This is a genomic window from Ferrovibrio sp., from assembly GCF_019636075.1.
Taxonomy (GTDB): domain Bacteria; phylum Pseudomonadota; class Alphaproteobacteria; order Ferrovibrionales; family Ferrovibrionaceae; genus Ferrovibrio.
This window is the reverse complement of sequence record NZ_JAHBYG010000002.1, coordinates 13523-28257: the sequence shown is the minus strand read 5'-3', so window position 1 is coordinate 28257 and position 14735 is coordinate 13523. Positions and strand designations below refer to the sequence as shown.

Genomic DNA, 14735 nt, shown 5'->3' with positions numbered 1-14735 from the left:
GGTATCCGGCGAGTGAAGGCACAAGCTAGGGAGAAAGCCAAATGACCGAAGCGTTCATCTATGACGCCGTGCGCACCCCGCGCGGCAAGGGCCGCTCGAGCGGCGCATTGCATGAAGTGACCCCGATGCGGCTGGCCACCACGGTGCTGGAAGCCGTGCGCGACCGCAACGAACTGGATACCGCTCTGGTGGACGATGTGGTGCTGGGTTGCGTGATGCCGGTGGGCGAACAGGGCGCCGATATCGCCCGCGTGGCGGTGATCCAATCCGGTTATGCCGAAACCACCGCCGGCGTGCAGATCAACCGCTTCTGCGCCTCGGGCCTGGAAGCCTGCAACATGGCGGCGGCCCAGGTGATGAGCGGCCAATCGCAGATGGCCATCGGCGGCGGCGTGGAAAGCATGAGCCGCGTGCCGATGGGCTCGGATGGCGGCGCCTGGGCGCTGGATCCGGCCGTGGCGATACCCACCTATTTCATCCCGCAAGGCATTTCGGCCGATCTGATCGCCAGCAAATACGGCATGAGCCGCGCCGATGTGGATTCCTACGCCGTGGAAAGCCAGAAGCGCGCCAAGACATCCTGGGACGAAAGCCGCTTCAAGAAATCCATCGTGCCGGTGAAGGACATAAACGGCCTCACCATCCTGAACCACGACGAGCATATGCGCCCGGAAACCACGATGCAGACGCTGGCGCAGCTGGATCCTTCCTTCACCGTGCCGGGCGAGCAATTCGGTTTCGACAGCGTGGCGATGCAGCGCTACCCGGAAGTGGAGCGTATCGAGCATGTGCATCATGCCGGCAATTCATCCGGCATCGTGGATGGCGCATCCGCCGTGCTGATCGGCAATGCCGAAGCCGGCAAGAAAACCGGCCTGAAGCCGCGCGCCCGCATCCGCAGCTTCGCCTCCATCGGCTCGGAACCCACCATCATGCTCACCGGCCCCAGCTTCGCCGCCGAAAAGGCCCTGCGGCTCGCCGGCATGAAGCCCTCCGATATCGATCTGTGGGAATTGAACGAAGCCTTTGCCGCCGTGGTGCTGCTGTTCATGCAGAAACTGAATATCCCGCATGACAAGATCAACGTGAATGGCGGCTCCATCGCGCTGGGCCATCCGCTGGGTGCCACCGGCGGCATGATCCTCGGCACCATGGTGGACGAGCTGGAACGCAGCGGCAAAAGCACCGCGCTGGTCACGCTTTGCGTGGGCGCCGGCATGGGCACTGCCACCATCATCGAGCGCGTCTAAAGGATAACAGCCATGATCGATTACATTGTCGATGGCGACGGCGTCGCCACCATCACCTGGAACATGACCGACCGGTCGATGAACGTGCTTAACGAAGGCTCCATCGCCGCCTTCAAGGACGCAGTAGGGAAAGCGATTGCCGACAAGACCGTGAAAGGCGTGATCGTCGCCTCCGCCAAGCCCGATTTCGTGGCCGGCGCCGACCTGATCACCCTGTTCAAGGATACCAGCGCCAAGGCGGTGTTCGATTTTTCGATGGACCTGCACAAGCTGTTCCGCACCATCGAAAAGGCCGGCAAGCCGTTTGTTGCCGCCATTCCCGGCACGGCTTTGGGCGGCGGTTATGAAATCTGCCTGACCTGCCATCGCCGCATCGTGGCCGATAATCCCAAGGCGCTGATCGGCCTGCCGGAAGTGACCATCGGCCTGTTGCCCGGCGCCGGCGGCACCCAGCGCCTGCCGCGCCTGATCGGCGTGCGCAACGCCCTGCCGATGCTGCTGGAAGGCCGCAAGGTGGATCCCAAAACCGCGCTCGGCATGGGCATGGTGGACGAAGTGGTGCCGCCAGCCGATCTGCTCAAGCGTGCGAAGGAATGGATTCTCGCCGCCACGCCGGCCGACAGCCAGAAGCCCTGGGATCAAAAGGGCTATCGCATGAAGGATGCCGCCATGACCCCGGCCGGCGCGCAAACCTTCACGGCCGGCAATGCCATGCTGCGGGCCAAGACCTTCGGCAATTATCCCGCCGCGCAGCATATCATGTCCTGCGTCTATGAAGGCAGCCTGGTGGATATCGACACCGCCATCCGCATCGAGGCGCGTTATTTCACCGCCTGCGCCACCTCGGACGCGGCACGCAACATGATCCGCAGCCTGTTCATCTCGGTAGGCGAAGCGAACAAGCTGGCCAACCGGCCCAAGGGCGTGCCGACGCAGGCCTATAGCAAGATCGGCATCCTGGGTGCCGGTATGATGGGCGCGGGCATCGCCTTTGCCGCCTCGTCCGCCGGCCTGAACGTGGTGCTGCTGGATAGCACGCAGGAAGCCGCCGACAAGGGCAAGGCCTATAGCACCGGCCTGCTGGACAAACGCGTGGCCGCGAAAAAGCTGAAGCCCGAAGCGCGCGATGCACAATTGGCGCTGATCACGCCCACCACGGATTATGCCTTGCTGAAGGGTTGCGAATTGGTGATCGAGGCGGTGTTCGAGGATCGTGCGATCAAGGCCGATGTGACCAAGAAGGCCGAGGCGCAACTGGCAGCAAGTGCGATTTTCGCTTCCAACACTTCCACCCTGCCGATCACCGGCCTGGCGGAAGCCAGTGCGCGCCCGGCGAATTTCATCGGCCTGCATTTCTTCTCGCCGGTGGACAAGATGCCGCTGGTGGAAATCATCCGGGGCAAGCAGACCTCTGACGAAACCCTGGCGCGTGCCATGGATTTCGTGAAGAAGATCCGCAAAACCCCCATCGTGGTGAACGATAGCCGTGGCTTCTATACCAGCCGCGTCTTCGCCACCTATGTGAACGAGGGCCTCACCCTGCTGAGCGAAGGCGTCAACCCGGCACTGATCGAAAATGCCGGCAAGATGGCCGGCATGCCGGTGGGTCCGCTGGCCTTGGCCGATGAAGTGTCGCTTGAATTGATGCATCGCGTGCGCCAGCAGACCAAGAAGGATCTCGGCGCGGCCTACAAGGCCGATGGTTCGGAACCGGTGCTCACCAATATGGTGGAAAAGCTCGCCCGCATCGGCAAGAAAGCCGGCAAGGGCTTTTATGATTATCCCACCGACGGCAAGAAGCGTCTGTGGAGCGGCCTGGCCCAGGCCTTCCCGCAGAAGCCGGAAGCCGAACAACCCGATGTGCAGGATGTGATCAAGCGGCTGGTCTACATCCAGTCGGTGGAGACCGCGCGCTGCCTTGAGGAAAAGGTGGTGATCGATGTGCGCGATGCCGATGTGGGCTCGATCATGGGCTGGGGCTTCCCGCCCTTCCGGGGCGGCACGGTAAGCAATATCGACACCGTGGGCGTGAAACCCTTCGTGGCGGAATGCGACGCCCTGGCGCAAAAGCATGGCACGCGTTTCACGCCGCCCAAGCTGCTGCGCGACATGGCCACCGAAGGCAAGCGGTTTTACGCGGCTTAGCCCTTACGAGCATGCGCGCCACTTCAGGCATGGACCCTTGGGACAAGCCCGAGGGTGACGGCCTTTGGTGGCGCGCATAGCTTTCTCTAATCGTCATGCCCGGACTTGTTCCGGGCATCCATCTTGCAGCATCAATGCTGCATCAGGCCGGATCCTAAATCCTGCGGTTGCGTTTAGGCTGCCGAAAAAACGATCTCCGCCCGCAAACCCGGCGCATTGTCCGACAGCTTCAACTGTCCGCCATGCAGCCGGGCCACCGCCTGCACCAGGCTGAGCCCCAAACCGAATCCCGGTTGGCTGCGGCTGCTATCGGCGCGATAGAACCGTTCGGCGGCGCGGGTGCGATCCTCATCGCTCATGCCGGGGCCGTTATCGGCCACGGTGATGGCATCGGCGCGTGCCGTAAGCATGATACGTCCGCCAGCCCCATCAAGCGTTTTGGCTGGGGTATATTTGATCGCATTGTCGATCAGGTTGCCGATGGCCTGGGCCAACAATTGCCGGTCGCCATGCAGGCGCAGGCCGGGCGGTGCATCCCAGCTCAGCGTCAATCCCTTGGCCTCGGCGCTGGGCGCGTAAAGCTCGGCGGCCTCCTCCACCAGTTCGGTGAGGTCGAGTTCGGCAAAGCCGGCGCGGCGCAGGCCGGAATCCAATTCGGCCAGCCGCAGCAGCGCGTTGAACACGCCGATCAGCCGGTCGATATCGGCCATGGCGGCGGCGATTTCGGCCTGGCCTGCCTCAGGCATATGGCGCAGCAGGCCTTCCAGCCGCACGCGTGTTTCGGCCAGCGGCGTGCGCAGATCATGGGCGATGGTGTTGGAAACCTGGCGCACGCCCTCCACCAATTGCTGAATGCGATCCAGCATCCGGTTGATGGTGGCGGCAAGCTGATCGAATTCATCGCTGCTGGCATGCTGCGGCAGGCGTTGCGTGAGATCGCCCTGCTGGATCGCCAGCGCCGTGCGGTTGATCCCATCCACCCGACGCAGCACGGCGCGGCGCACCAACCAGCCGCCGCCCAGCGCCAGGGCCAGCACCAGCAGGCCAGACCACAGCAAGGCGCGCAGGAACAGGTCGCGGATCAGTGCACGATCCTGCACATCGCGGCCGACCAGCAATTGAAAACCGCCTGGCAGTTCCACATGCAGCAGGCGCGTGGCATGCAGCTTGTCGCGGTAGACCAGATCGATCTCATACCAGCCGGCGCGCGCCCCCACCTTCAGCGGCCAGGCATCCACATTGCCGGCCAGCGGCCGCAGCCGAGGATCGGCCAGCAGATAAATCGCACGGCGATCCGCGCCGCCCCTGTCTGCCGCGCCGGCCTCGATACGCTCTTCCAGCATGCGGATGGCGCCAGGCAGACCGAAATCGCGCAAACGGTCGGCCACCGCACGGGTATCGGCGGCAATCACCGCATCGGTTTCGCGGTCCAGATAGCCGGTGGTGTTCCACCAGAGCAGCGCGCTCAGCGCCAGGGCGGCGACCACGAACAGGCCGGCAAACAGCAACGCCACGCGCAGGGATGTGGAGCGCAGCAGCTTCATGGTTCTACGCTCAGCTTATAGCCGGCGCCACGCACGGTATGCAGCAGGGGCGCATCGAAGCCGGCATCGATCTTCTGCCGCAGATTGCTGATATGCACGTCGATCACATTGGTTTGCGGATCGAAATGATAATCCCACACCGATTCCAGCAGCATGGTGCGCGTCACCACCTGGCCGGCATGGCGCATGAGATATTCAAGCAGTTTGTATTCGCGCGGCTTGAGCGCAATCGGCTTGCCGGCGCGGCTGGCCTTGCGGCCGAGCAGATCGAGCCGCAGATCGCCCACCGCCAGTTCGGTTTCGGCCACCGCACCCTGGCCGCGCCGGGTGAGCGCCAGCAGCCGGGCTTCCAATTCGCCATAGGCAAAGGGCTTTGTGAGATAATCGTCGCCGCCCGCCTTGAGGCCGCGGATGCGCTCGTCCACGTCGCCCAGCGCACTCAGGATCAGGATCGGCGTGGCATTGCCGGTGCGGCGCAGCGCCTCGATGATGCCTAAGCCATCGATACCGCCGGGCAGCATGCGATCGAGGATGATGGCGTCGAATTTTTCGCTGCTGGCGAGAAACAGCCCATCACGACCGTTATCGGCGTGATCCACGGTATGGCCGGCTTCGGATAATCCCTTGCGGACGAAACGGGCGACCTCGGCATTGTCTTCCACCAGAAGGAATTTCATGTCGAGATCGCCCGGTTCGGTTAGGTCAGGTCAGTTGCAAGGCGAGATAATAGGTAGTGCCGTCGCGCATGACCAGCAAGGGGATGGCTTCCCGTTTCTGATGCTGGGCCTCACGGATGGCACTCACTGCCTGGTCTGGGTCGCGCACCGGCTGGCCGGCCACGCCCACGATCACATCGCCGGGCCGGACGCCGCTTTCATCGGCCTTGCTGGCCGGTTCCACCTCGGCCACAACGGCGCCGCCCTTGCCACCCTGAAGCCCCAGGCGTTCGCGCAATTGTGGGTTCAGCGGCGCCAGACTGAGGCCCACCTTGGCCTCGCCGGTATCGGCAGCGGCATCGGCGGTGCGCTCGGTCGGCTGTTTGCCCACCTCCACGCGGGCGACATGCTCCTTGCCATCGCGCCAATAGGTAAGCGCCGCATTCTCGCCGGCCTTGAGCGCCGCCACGCGGGTGGCGAGATCGCGGCCATCGCGCAGGCCTGTGCCGTTCAGCGCGGTGAGCACGTCGCCCTGGCGCAGGCCGGCCTTGAGAGCCGGACTGTCATCTTGCACGCCGTTCACCAGCACGCCCGCCACCTTGCCATCGGGCGATTTGGGCAGGTTGAGCGCCTTGGCCATGGTCTCGGTCATCGGCTGCAGACTCACGCCCAACCAGCCGCGCTGTACCTGGCCGTTGCTTTTCAACTGCTCCACGATGCTGGCCGCCATATTGGCCGGCACGCCGAAGCCGATGCCGATGCTGCCGCCATTGGGCGAATAGATCGCCGTGGAAATGCCGATCACCCGGCCGGTGGCATCGAAGATCGGCCCGCCGGAATTGCCGGGATTGATCGGCGCATCGATCTGCAGGAAGCTGTCGTAAGGCCCGTTATTCAAATCGCGACCGCGCGCCGACAGGATGCCGGCGGTGACGGTACCACCCAACCCGAAGGGATTGCCCACCGCCAGCACCCAATCGCCGATACGCGCGGCATCGGAATCGCCAAAGGCCACATAAGGCAGCGGCCGCTTGGCATCGATCTTCAGCAGCGCAAGGTCGGTCTTTTCGTCGCGGCCCTTCAGCGTGGCGGCATACTCATTGCCGTCTTCCAGCTTCACCATGATCTTGGCGGCGCCATCCACCACATGGTTGTTGGTAACGATATAACCGGCCGGATCGATGATGAAGCCCGAACCCAGGGCATGGCGCGGGCCGCGCTGTTGCTGCTGTTGTTCCATGAACTGGCGGAAGAATTCCTCCAGATTTTGCGGCGGTTGGCCAGAACCCGATCCGGGCCCGCGATTGCGGCCGGCCTCGATCTTCTCCGTGGTGGCGATATTCACCACGGCGGGCTTCACCTTCTCCACCAGATCGGCAAAGCCGGGATGGACATTGGGCTGAACCAGCGGCGCCTGCACGGCAGCCGGCGGATTGGCGGCCGGCATCGGAAAATCCTTGCCGGCGGCGCGGGCGGCAAAATAACCGCCGGTGGCCGAAAGCATCGTGCTGGCCAGCAGGGCAGCGATAAGGGTCCGTTTGAAGCGCATGGCATCCTCCTTTGGCTCATCGGATGCCTGCAAGATAGGAAACCCCGCCTGCACGGGGCCTGAATGCCGGATTAAACCTTTTTAATGTTGCGCCTTATTCCTCCTCGGGCGGCGGCACGGCGCCATCGTCATCCTCGCCAGACGCGCCATCGCCCGATTCGGTGGCCTGATCCTGCTGCATCTGCGCATCGTCCGCCTGTAAGTCCAGCGGCAGGCCATCGACCGGCAGCGCGCCCTCGCCACTGCTGGATGAATACAGCGCATCGGGCAGCCAGAGCGCTATATCGGGGAAGATATAAAGCAACGCCATCGCCAGCAGAACCATGGCAACGAAAGGATAGATGCCGCGGAATATCTGCTCGATGCTGATGTTTTTCGGCGCCACGCCCTTGCAATAGAAGGCCGCCATCGCCACCGGTGGCGTGAGGAACGAGGTTTGCAGGTTCAGCGCCACCAGCACGCCGAAGAATAGCGGATCCACATCGTAATGCTGCAGCAGCGGCAGGAAGATCGGCACGAAAATGATGATGATCTCGGTCCATTCCAGCGGCCAACCCAGCAGGAAGATGATGAACTGCGCCAGCATCATGAACTGGGTGGAGGACAGATCGAGATAATCGATCAGATCCTTCACCACCTCATGGCCATTGAGATAGGCAAACACCGCCGAGAAGGTGGCCGATCCGACGAACAGCCAACACACCATGGCCGCCGAACGCGCGGTGAGAAACACCGATTCCCGCAGCTTCACCAGATCGAAACTGCGATAGGCAATCGCCAGCAGAATGGCCCCCGCCGCCCCTACGGCAGCAGCCTCGGTGGGCGTGGCCAGGCCGGCCAGAATGGCGCCAAGCACGGTAACGATCAGCGTGGCCAGCGGCACGAAGGATGTGAGCAGCGCCCATACCACCTTGGAGAAAGGCACATCCAGAATCTCTTTCGGCGGCTTGGGCGCCAGCGCCGGATTGAGCAAGGCGCGGGTGATCACATAGGCCATATACAGGCCGGCCAGCATCAGACCGGGAAAGAAAGCGCCGGCATAAAGCTTCACCACGGAAACGCCCGCCGTGGCGCCATACAGGATCAGCAGAACGCTAGGCGGAATCAGAATCCCCAGGCAGCCGCCGGCGCAAACCACGCCGGCCGCCAATTTGGGGTCATAGCCGGCCCGCAGCATGGCGGGCAAAGCCAGCAGGCTCATCAGCGTTACCACCGCGCCGACAATGCCGGTGGCCGTGGCAAACAAGGCGCAGGTGAGCAAGGTAGCCACCGCCAGCGAACCCGGCAGGTTCTTGGCCGCCAATTCTATGCTGAAAAATAATCGGTCGAGGATATTGGCGCGCTCGACGATATATCCCATGAACAGGAACAGCGGCACCGAGATCAGCACATCATTGGCCATCACGCTGAAGGTGCGCTGTACGAAAAGCTGGAAGATATGATCGCCCATGGCGTAATAGCCGAAGCCCACGCCCATGGCCATCAGGGTGAAGGCGATGGGAAAGCCGAAGCCGATGGCGAACAGGAACACCACCAGCATCAGAATGCCGACCTGCGGATCGCTCATCGCGCGGCCTCCTGCCCATTCGGGGCATCAGGGTCGGCATGTTCGCGCAGGATAACGGTTTCCAACTCCTCCACATCGCCCATGCGCGGCGGCCAGGCATTGTTGCGGATGCAATACAGACAGCGCAAAACCTCGGCCACGCCCTGCAACAGCAGCAACAGGCCGGTGAGCGGTATCAAGGTTTTGAAATGATAGATCGGCGGGCCGTTGGGACTGAACAGGCTGCGTTCGCGCATCGCCCATGAATGCGCGGCATAATCCCAGCCGGAATAGATCAGCGCGAGAATGCCGGGGAAGAAGAACAGGAAATACAGCAGCATATCCCAGCGCGCCTGGGTGGCCGGTTGCCAGCCGCGATACAGCCAGTCGCCGCGCACATGGCCGTTGCGGGCCAGGGTATAGGCACCGGCCATCATGAACAGCGTGCCGTAAAGAATATAGGCGGCATCAAACGCCCATTCGGTGGGCGCGCGCAGCACATAGCGAGCGAATACTTCGTAACATGTGGCCAGTGTGAGCAGAAGGATGCACCAACCGAATGCCTTGCCGATCCAGGTATTGAGCGCATCTATCCAATAGACCAAGCGCCCGTCGAAACCATTCTTGTCCATCTGCACTCCAGCGGCCCTGCTGCTGAAAAAACCCGACGCGGGAACCGCCATACCGGCGGCGGTTCCCGCGCCATCACGCCTGTTGCATCGGCAGGATCAGGTTTTGCGATTGAAGAAGTGGTTGTAGGCCACCTGCTTGCTGGGGGTGTTGAGCAATTCGTAGCGCACCGTGCGGCGCACCCAATCGAGCTGCGACTTCACCACCTTGTCGAAGAACGCCTCCTTGCGCTGTTCGGTGAGCACCGTATCCCAGGCCTTGAGCTGGGCATCCAGCACCGGACGCGGCGTGGTGAACACCTTCACCTTGTCCTTGGTCTGCAATTCGGCAAGATCGCGCGAATAGCGGTCCAGCGCCTTCCACGACATATCCGACGAAGCCGCCTCGGCGGCATATTTCAGGATCGCCTTCTGCTCGGCGGCCAGGCCGTCGAACTTGGTCTTGTTGAAGATGATCTCGAAACATTCGGCGGCCTGATGCCAGCTTTGCAGCATGTAGACCTTCGACACATCGGGGAAGCCCAGCACACGATCCGACGACGGGTTGTTGAATTCCGCCGCATCCAGCAGGCCGCGATCCATCGCCGGCACGATTTCGCCGCCGGCCACGATGGTGACCGCCGCACCCATTTCCTTGAACACATCCGCCGAAAGGCCGACGGTGCGGTATTTCAGGTTCTTCAGGTCTTCCGGCACCTTCACCTGGGTTTTGAACCAGCCCAGCGGCTGGCAGGGCATCGGGCCGGAAACGAAGCCGACGATGTTGAGCTTCAACACATCGTTGACCAGTTCGTTATACAGCTTGTGCCCGCCGCCATAGGCCATCCAAGCCAGCACGCCATTGGCATCCCAGCCGAATGGCGGCACGGTGCCGAACAGCGAAAACGCCTTGTGCTTGCCATACCAATAGGCGGTCACGCCATGGCCGGCATCCAGCACGCCGCTATGCACCGCATCCTGCATGCCGAAAGCCGGCACCACCGAACCCGCGGCCAGCACTTCCAGCTTCAGGCGACCGCCCGACATCTCGTTGACGCGGGTGGCATAATCGCCGGCCATTTCATGGAAGATATCCTTGGTGGGCCAGGTGCTCTGGTATTTCATCGTCACGGTTTGCGCCCGGCTGACATTGGGCATCGCTACCGTGGCTGCGGCAGCGCCCACGGCCAGGCCGGCGCCGCCGATGAAACGCCGGCGCGATGCTGCTTTCGTGGGTTTGGTGGTGTCGGTCATGCTGTTTCCTCCGGTTATGTTATGGGGCCGCGATGCAGCCATGTTTTTTATGGAATCAAGGCAGAGCTACTGCTGCGCATGATGCGTGTATGCGCGTGAAGCTTGCAAGGTAAATTAATCGCAATAGGCGCAATGCGGAGTATTGTGCAACTGCTAAGGAGTTGCGCCGTTTACGGAGTTATTGCTGCCGCTAATAGGCTGTGAACAGCACCATGAAGGCAGACACCGTAACGGTGGCGATCAGGGTGGTGATCAGGATGGTAGTGGAGGTGCGCTCAATGAAAGTGTTCATCGTGCTGGCCAGGATATACACATTGGCCGCCGTGGGCATGGAGGCCTGGATCACCGCCACCGCCACCAGAAACGGATCGAGCTTGAACACGCTGCTGGCCAGAATCCAGACCAGCAGCGGATGCAGCGCCAGCTTGCCGATGGCGGTGATGCTCACCTCTTCCAGCCCTTCCTGCAGCGGCCGGCCCACCAGGGTGAGGCCGAGCGAAAACAGCGCGCAGGGCGCCGAGGCCGAAGCCAGCAGATTGCCGAACGCGCCCAAAGGCGCCGGCAGGCTCAATCCGCTGACATTCCATAGCAAGCCGGCAAACGTGGCGATGATCAGCGGATTACGCAGCATGCCGAACAGCACGCGCTTGAAAATCATGCGCAGCGAGGCGGCACGACCGCTGCTGGCCTCGATGATCGCCGTGGTGAGCGGAATCAGCACCACATGGTCGAATACCAGCACCAGCACCGCCGGCAGCACAGCGGCATCGCCGAACAGCGCATACAGGATCGGCAGGCCCATATAGCCCACATTGCCGAAAGCTGCGCCCATGCCCTGCACGGCGCGCTCGCCCCAGCGCAAACGCGGCAGCAGCAACCGGCTGACCAGCATCACGATTGCATAGGCGATCAGTCCGCCGCCGGTATAGGCCGCCACGAAGCTGGGATTGAAGGCCTCCACGATGGGCGCTTCGGCCATCTTCATGAACAGCATGGCAGGCAGCGCAAACCAGATCACGAAAGCATTGAGGCCCAGATGGGCGGATGCGGTGATCAGCCGGAAATGCCCGGCGGCATAGCCAGTGAAGATCAGGCCGAAGAAAGGCAATGACACCGTGAGCAGGGTTTCCATGGCGCCGTGCCTTCCTTATCCCAGGCCTATTGCGCCGCGGCTTCGGCGCCGGGCAGCGCGATCAGCCGCTTGGCGATGGCAGCACGCAGGTCGTCGGGGATGCTGATGGATTTGCGTGCCTTGAGGTCGAAGGTGGTGGAAACAACCTCGGCCCGGGCGATCACCGCCTGGGTGCGGCTATCCAGCAGCAGATGGCAGAAGCGCCAGGTCTTGTCGCGGATTTCCAGCACGCCGGAACACACGGAATGCGCCTGGCCCAGGCGCAGCGGCTGCTCGATCACAATGCGATAATCCAGCGCGGCAAAGCCGACATCGCGGGCGTGCAGTTCCATCGGATTCAGGCCAAGGCCGGCCACCAGGTTGCCCACGGCATCGGAAAAGCGCGCCATGTAGAAACGCGTGGCCATGATGCCATTGCGGTCGCATTCCCAACGATCCACCATGCTGCGGCTGGTTATCAGCATTTCCGGCTGCACCAAGGCCGGCGCTTTCGGCCCCGCTTGCGGCTTGATTGTCTCAGGCCCGGCAAAACCGGCGGCCAGTTGCTCGGCCCGCAGCAGCGCATCATCGGGCAGCGGCACGGCCTCGCCATCCGCCGCGCGCATCAGGCTCACTTCGCTTTCCACCTGGGCGGAAACCTCACCGGTCTCGGCATTCAGCAGGCGGTGGCTGATCGTCAGCCTGTCGGGCGACACCTTGCGGATACCGCTGATCACCCGGCCGATCGCCGCCTCGCGCATTTCGCGGCGGAACACCAGATGATGCAGATGCGGCCGCAAGGCCAGGCCATCCTCGCGCAAACGCGTGGCGCCCAGATCCAGCGCGGCAAACACATGGTTCACCGCCTCGGCGGCCCGGCCGAGATAGAATTGCACATTCATGTGGCCCATGCGGTCGCATTCCCAGGCATTCACCGGGCCGCGATATCCCGCCAGGCAACCGTCTTCCAGTTCCGGCAGCGCCTGCGGAACGATCTGATGCGGCTTCTGCGGCTCGGTGCCATCCATCAGCAGCCGGGCAAAGCCCTGCGCCAGGTCGTCGGGGAAAGGCGTGGTCTTGCGCGCCTTGAGATCGAAGCACAAGCCCAGCACATCGGCCTGCATGGCCAGCGCCCCGGTTTCGGCATCGAACAGCCGGTGATGAAACACCACCTTGCGCCCCTCGATGCTCTTGATGGCGCTTTCCATGCGGATCAGCGCACCGGCACGCAATTCCTGCACATAATCTATATTCTGGTTCACCGCCACGATGCCCAGGCCGCGCTCGGTCAGGGCCGATTGCCCCATCCCGGCAGCCAGCATGGTGCTGGCCGCGGCATCGGAAATCCGGCCGACATAGAATTGCACATTCATATGGCCGTATTGGTCGCATTCCCAGGCAGCCACGCTGCCACGATAGGTTTCGGTGAAAACGGTCACGCCGGTCTCGTTATGCTAGGTCGGATAAGGGAGGCTTGCCGTATGTTCGCGGTTTATCGCCGCGCTTGCAACCCCGTGCGGAGCGCCAACCGCGCCACCACATGGCCGACCTGGCGGCGCAGCACCGCTTCGCCGGTATCGCCCAGCATTTTCATGCGACCGCTGGCTTCCAGCAGCAGGCAGCCCATGATGAGGGTGGCCATATCCACGCTTTCGCGGCGGATGGCTTCGGCATCGGGGCCGATCAGCCGGCCGATCGCCTCGCCCAGCGGCGCCAGGCATTGGATCAGGCGGCCATTCAGCAGGCGGTCGAGTTCGGGCGTGAGGCTGCCGGGGCGGTCGCTGACCGGCTTGAAGCCATGCACCAGGTAAAGCCCGAGATCGAGATCTTCCGGTCGTGCGCGATAGAAGCCATAGAAGGCCAGTGCACCGGCCAGCAACGCTTCGGTTGCCGGCATCTCCGCATCCCGTGTGGCAGCCCGCATCATTCTGTGCAGATCGGCCAGCGAAGCGCTCAGCAATTCGGCGTAGATGCTCTCCTTGTCGGGGAAATGCAGATACACCGTGCCGCTGGCAATGCCGGCCTCCTGGGCGATGGCGCGGATCGTGGCGCCGTCCAGGCCGGCCCGGGCGAATACCCGGCGCGCCGCCGCCAGCACAGCCTCGCGCTTATAGGCTTTCAGGCTTTCGCGGCGAGCAAGGCGCGCTTGCGTCATCGTGCATTGCGCCAGGCGAGCGGATCGCCGCTATCGCGTTCGTGCACCGCGGCCTTGAATCCCACCTGTTCGCAGCGCGCCTTGAAGGCCACGCCCTCCGGCGAATGCCGGGTGATGCCATCGAACAAAGTGGCCAGGGTTTGCGTGGAGTTCATGCCCATATTGTCGTAGGCCTGGTTCACCATCAGCTTTTGCATCATCAACTGGTTTTTCGGCACGCTGGCCATGCGCTGGATCAGCGCCTCGGTATGCGCATCCAGCGCATCCGCCGGCACGGCGTCGATCACCAGACCGTATGCCTTGGCCGTGATGCCATCGATCAGATCGCCGGTGAGCAGCATGCGCTTGGCCTTTTCGGCGCCCAAGCGATACACCCACATCGCCGTGGTGGGGCAGCCCCAGATGCGCGCCGGCGGATAGCCGATGCGGGCATCCTCCGCCATCACCACCAGATCGGAGCAGAGCGCGATATCCGAACCGCCGGCCACCGCATAGCCCTGCACCTTGGTAACCACCGGCTTGAGCGAGCGCCACAGGCTCATGAAACAATCGGTGCAATGGCGCATCCACTGGTAATCCACCAGGGGATCCCAGGGCATGTCCTGGCTGCCCTTCACCGGACGCGGCGCCTCGGCATAGGCTTTCAGGTCATAGCCGGAGCAAAACGCCCGCCCGGCGCCCGACAGCGCAATCACATGCACTGCCTCGTCCCAATTGGCCCGCTCCACGGCCGCGCGCAATTCGCCGGGCGTATCATCGGTGATGGCATTCAGATGCTCGGGCCGGTTCAGAGTGATGCGAGCCACGCGGCCATCGCTTTCATAGCGCAGGGTTTTGTAGGTCTCGGTCATCATCGCCTCCTGTTTTTTGCCCATTATAACCATAGTTCATTAAAATGAACAATGTTCATATTTTGG

12 protein-coding genes are annotated in these 14735 nt (G+C 62.8%); 2 read left to right on the top strand and 10 right to left on the bottom strand.

Translation table 11 applies throughout. From position 1 onward, the window contains the following. Nucleotides 1-41 precede the first annotated feature (41 nt). Nucleotides 42-1250, top strand: a complete 1209-nt coding sequence (locus tag KF827_RS01295; RefSeq protein ID WP_290998634.1) for an acetyl-CoA C-acetyltransferase — start codon at nt 42-44, stop codon at nt 1248-1250. A 12-nt stretch (nt 1251-1262) separates the two neighbouring features. Further along, nucleotides 1263-3395 carry a 3-hydroxyacyl-CoA dehydrogenase NAD-binding domain-containing protein gene (locus tag KF827_RS01290; protein ID WP_290998631.1) on the top strand — a complete coding sequence of 711 codons (2133 nt, stop codon included), beginning with the start codon at nt 1263-1265 and terminating at the stop codon, nt 3393-3395. 173 nt (nt 3396-3568) lie between these two features. Here KF827_RS01290 and KF827_RS01285 read toward each other — a convergent pair whose 3' ends face one another. The 10 genes from KF827_RS01285 to KF827_RS01240 all read right to left on the bottom strand — a co-directional run bounded on the left by KF827_RS01285 (nt 3569) and on the right by KF827_RS01240 (nt 14669). Beyond that, on the bottom strand, nt 3569-4939 hold the full coding sequence (locus KF827_RS01285) for a HAMP domain-containing sensor histidine kinase (protein ID WP_290998627.1): 1371 nt from the start codon (nt 4937-4939) through the stop codon (nt 3569-3571). Next, on the bottom strand, nt 4936-5616 hold the full coding sequence (locus KF827_RS01280) for a response regulator transcription factor (protein ID WP_290998622.1): 681 nt from the start codon (nt 5614-5616) through the stop codon (nt 4936-4938). Before KF827_RS01280 ends, KF827_RS01285 begins: the two co-directional genes overlap by 4 nt. A gap of 25 nt (nt 5617-5641) precedes the next feature. Beyond that, the gene (locus KF827_RS01275) at nt 5642-7144 is read right to left on the bottom strand and encodes a DegQ family serine endoprotease (RefSeq protein ID WP_290998619.1); all 1503 of its coding nucleotides are present in this window, start codon (nt 7142-7144) and stop codon (nt 5642-5644) included. Nucleotides 7145-7238: 94 nt separating this feature from the next. Further along, complete coding sequence (locus KF827_RS01270; protein ID WP_290998617.1) at nt 7239-8711, bottom strand: TRAP transporter large permease subunit; 1473 nt, start codon at nt 8709-8711, stop codon at nt 7239-7241. Continuing rightward, entirely contained in the window at nt 8708-9322 is a 615-nt protein-coding gene (locus KF827_RS01265) for a TRAP transporter small permease subunit (RefSeq protein ID WP_290998613.1), read from the bottom strand. Before KF827_RS01265 ends, KF827_RS01270 begins: the two co-directional genes overlap by 4 nt. A gap of 96 nt (nt 9323-9418) precedes the next feature. Next, on the bottom strand, nt 9419-10552 hold the full coding sequence (locus tag KF827_RS01260; protein WP_290998610.1) for a TRAP transporter substrate-binding protein: 1134 nt from the start codon (nt 10550-10552) through the stop codon (nt 9419-9421). Nucleotides 10553-10742: 190 nt separating this feature from the next. Continuing rightward, entirely contained in the window at nt 10743-11684 is a 942-nt protein-coding gene (locus KF827_RS01255) for an AEC family transporter (protein ID WP_290998607.1), read from the bottom strand. A gap of 26 nt (nt 11685-11710) precedes the next feature. Continuing rightward, nucleotides 11711-13102 (bottom strand): thioesterase family protein, encoded by a 1392-nt coding sequence (locus KF827_RS01250; protein ID WP_290998600.1) that lies wholly within the window; start codon nt 13100-13102, stop codon nt 11711-11713. 53 nt (nt 13103-13155) lie between these two features. After that, complete coding sequence (locus tag KF827_RS01245; protein ID WP_290998597.1) at nt 13156-13818, bottom strand: TetR/AcrR family transcriptional regulator; 663 nt, start codon at nt 13816-13818, stop codon at nt 13156-13158. After that, nucleotides 13815-14669: a crotonase/enoyl-CoA hydratase family protein gene (locus tag KF827_RS01240; RefSeq protein WP_290998594.1), complete on the bottom strand. Its 855-nt coding sequence runs from the start codon at nt 14667-14669 to the stop codon at nt 13815-13817. Before KF827_RS01240 ends, KF827_RS01245 begins: the two co-directional genes overlap by 4 nt. Nucleotides 14670-14735: the final 66 nt, after the last annotated feature.

What these genes read in the sequence shown, in the direction of transcription:
- KF827_RS01295 (WP_290998634.1), top strand. Translation starts at nt 42, where the DNA reads ATGACCGAAGCGTTCATCTATGACGCCGTGCGCACCCCGCGCGGCAAG.
- KF827_RS01290 (WP_290998631.1), top strand. Translation starts at nt 1,263, where the DNA reads ATGATCGATTACATTGTCGATGGCGACGGCGTCGCCACCATCACCTGG.
- KF827_RS01285 (WP_290998627.1), bottom strand. Translation starts at nt 4,939, where the DNA reads ATGAAGCTGCTGCGCTCCACATCCCTGCGCGTGGCGTTGCTGTTTGCC.
- KF827_RS01280 (WP_290998622.1), bottom strand. Translation starts at nt 5,616, where the DNA reads ATGAAATTCCTTCTGGTGGAAGACAATGCCGAGGTCGCCCGTTTCGTC.
- KF827_RS01275 (WP_290998619.1), bottom strand. Translation starts at nt 7,144, where the DNA reads ATGCGCTTCAAACGGACCCTTATCGCTGCCCTGCTGGCCAGCACGATG.
- KF827_RS01270 (WP_290998617.1), bottom strand. Translation starts at nt 8,711, where the DNA reads ATGAGCGATCCGCAGGTCGGCATTCTGATGCTGGTGGTGTTCCTGTTC.
- KF827_RS01265 (WP_290998613.1), bottom strand. Translation starts at nt 9,322, where the DNA reads ATGGACAAGAATGGTTTCGACGGGCGCTTGGTCTATTGGATAGATGCG.
- KF827_RS01260 (WP_290998610.1), bottom strand. Translation starts at nt 10,552, where the DNA reads ATGACCGACACCACCAAACCCACGAAAGCAGCATCGCGCCGGCGTTTC.
- KF827_RS01255 (WP_290998607.1), bottom strand. Translation starts at nt 11,684, where the DNA reads ATGGAAACCCTGCTCACGGTGTCATTGCCTTTCTTCGGCCTGATCTTC.
- KF827_RS01245 (WP_290998597.1), bottom strand. Translation starts at nt 13,818, where the DNA reads ATGACGCAAGCGCGCCTTGCTCGCCGCGAAAGCCTGAAAGCCTATAAG.
- KF827_RS01240 (WP_290998594.1), bottom strand. Translation starts at nt 14,669, where the DNA reads ATGACCGAGACCTACAAAACCCTGCGCTATGAAAGCGATGGCCGCGTG.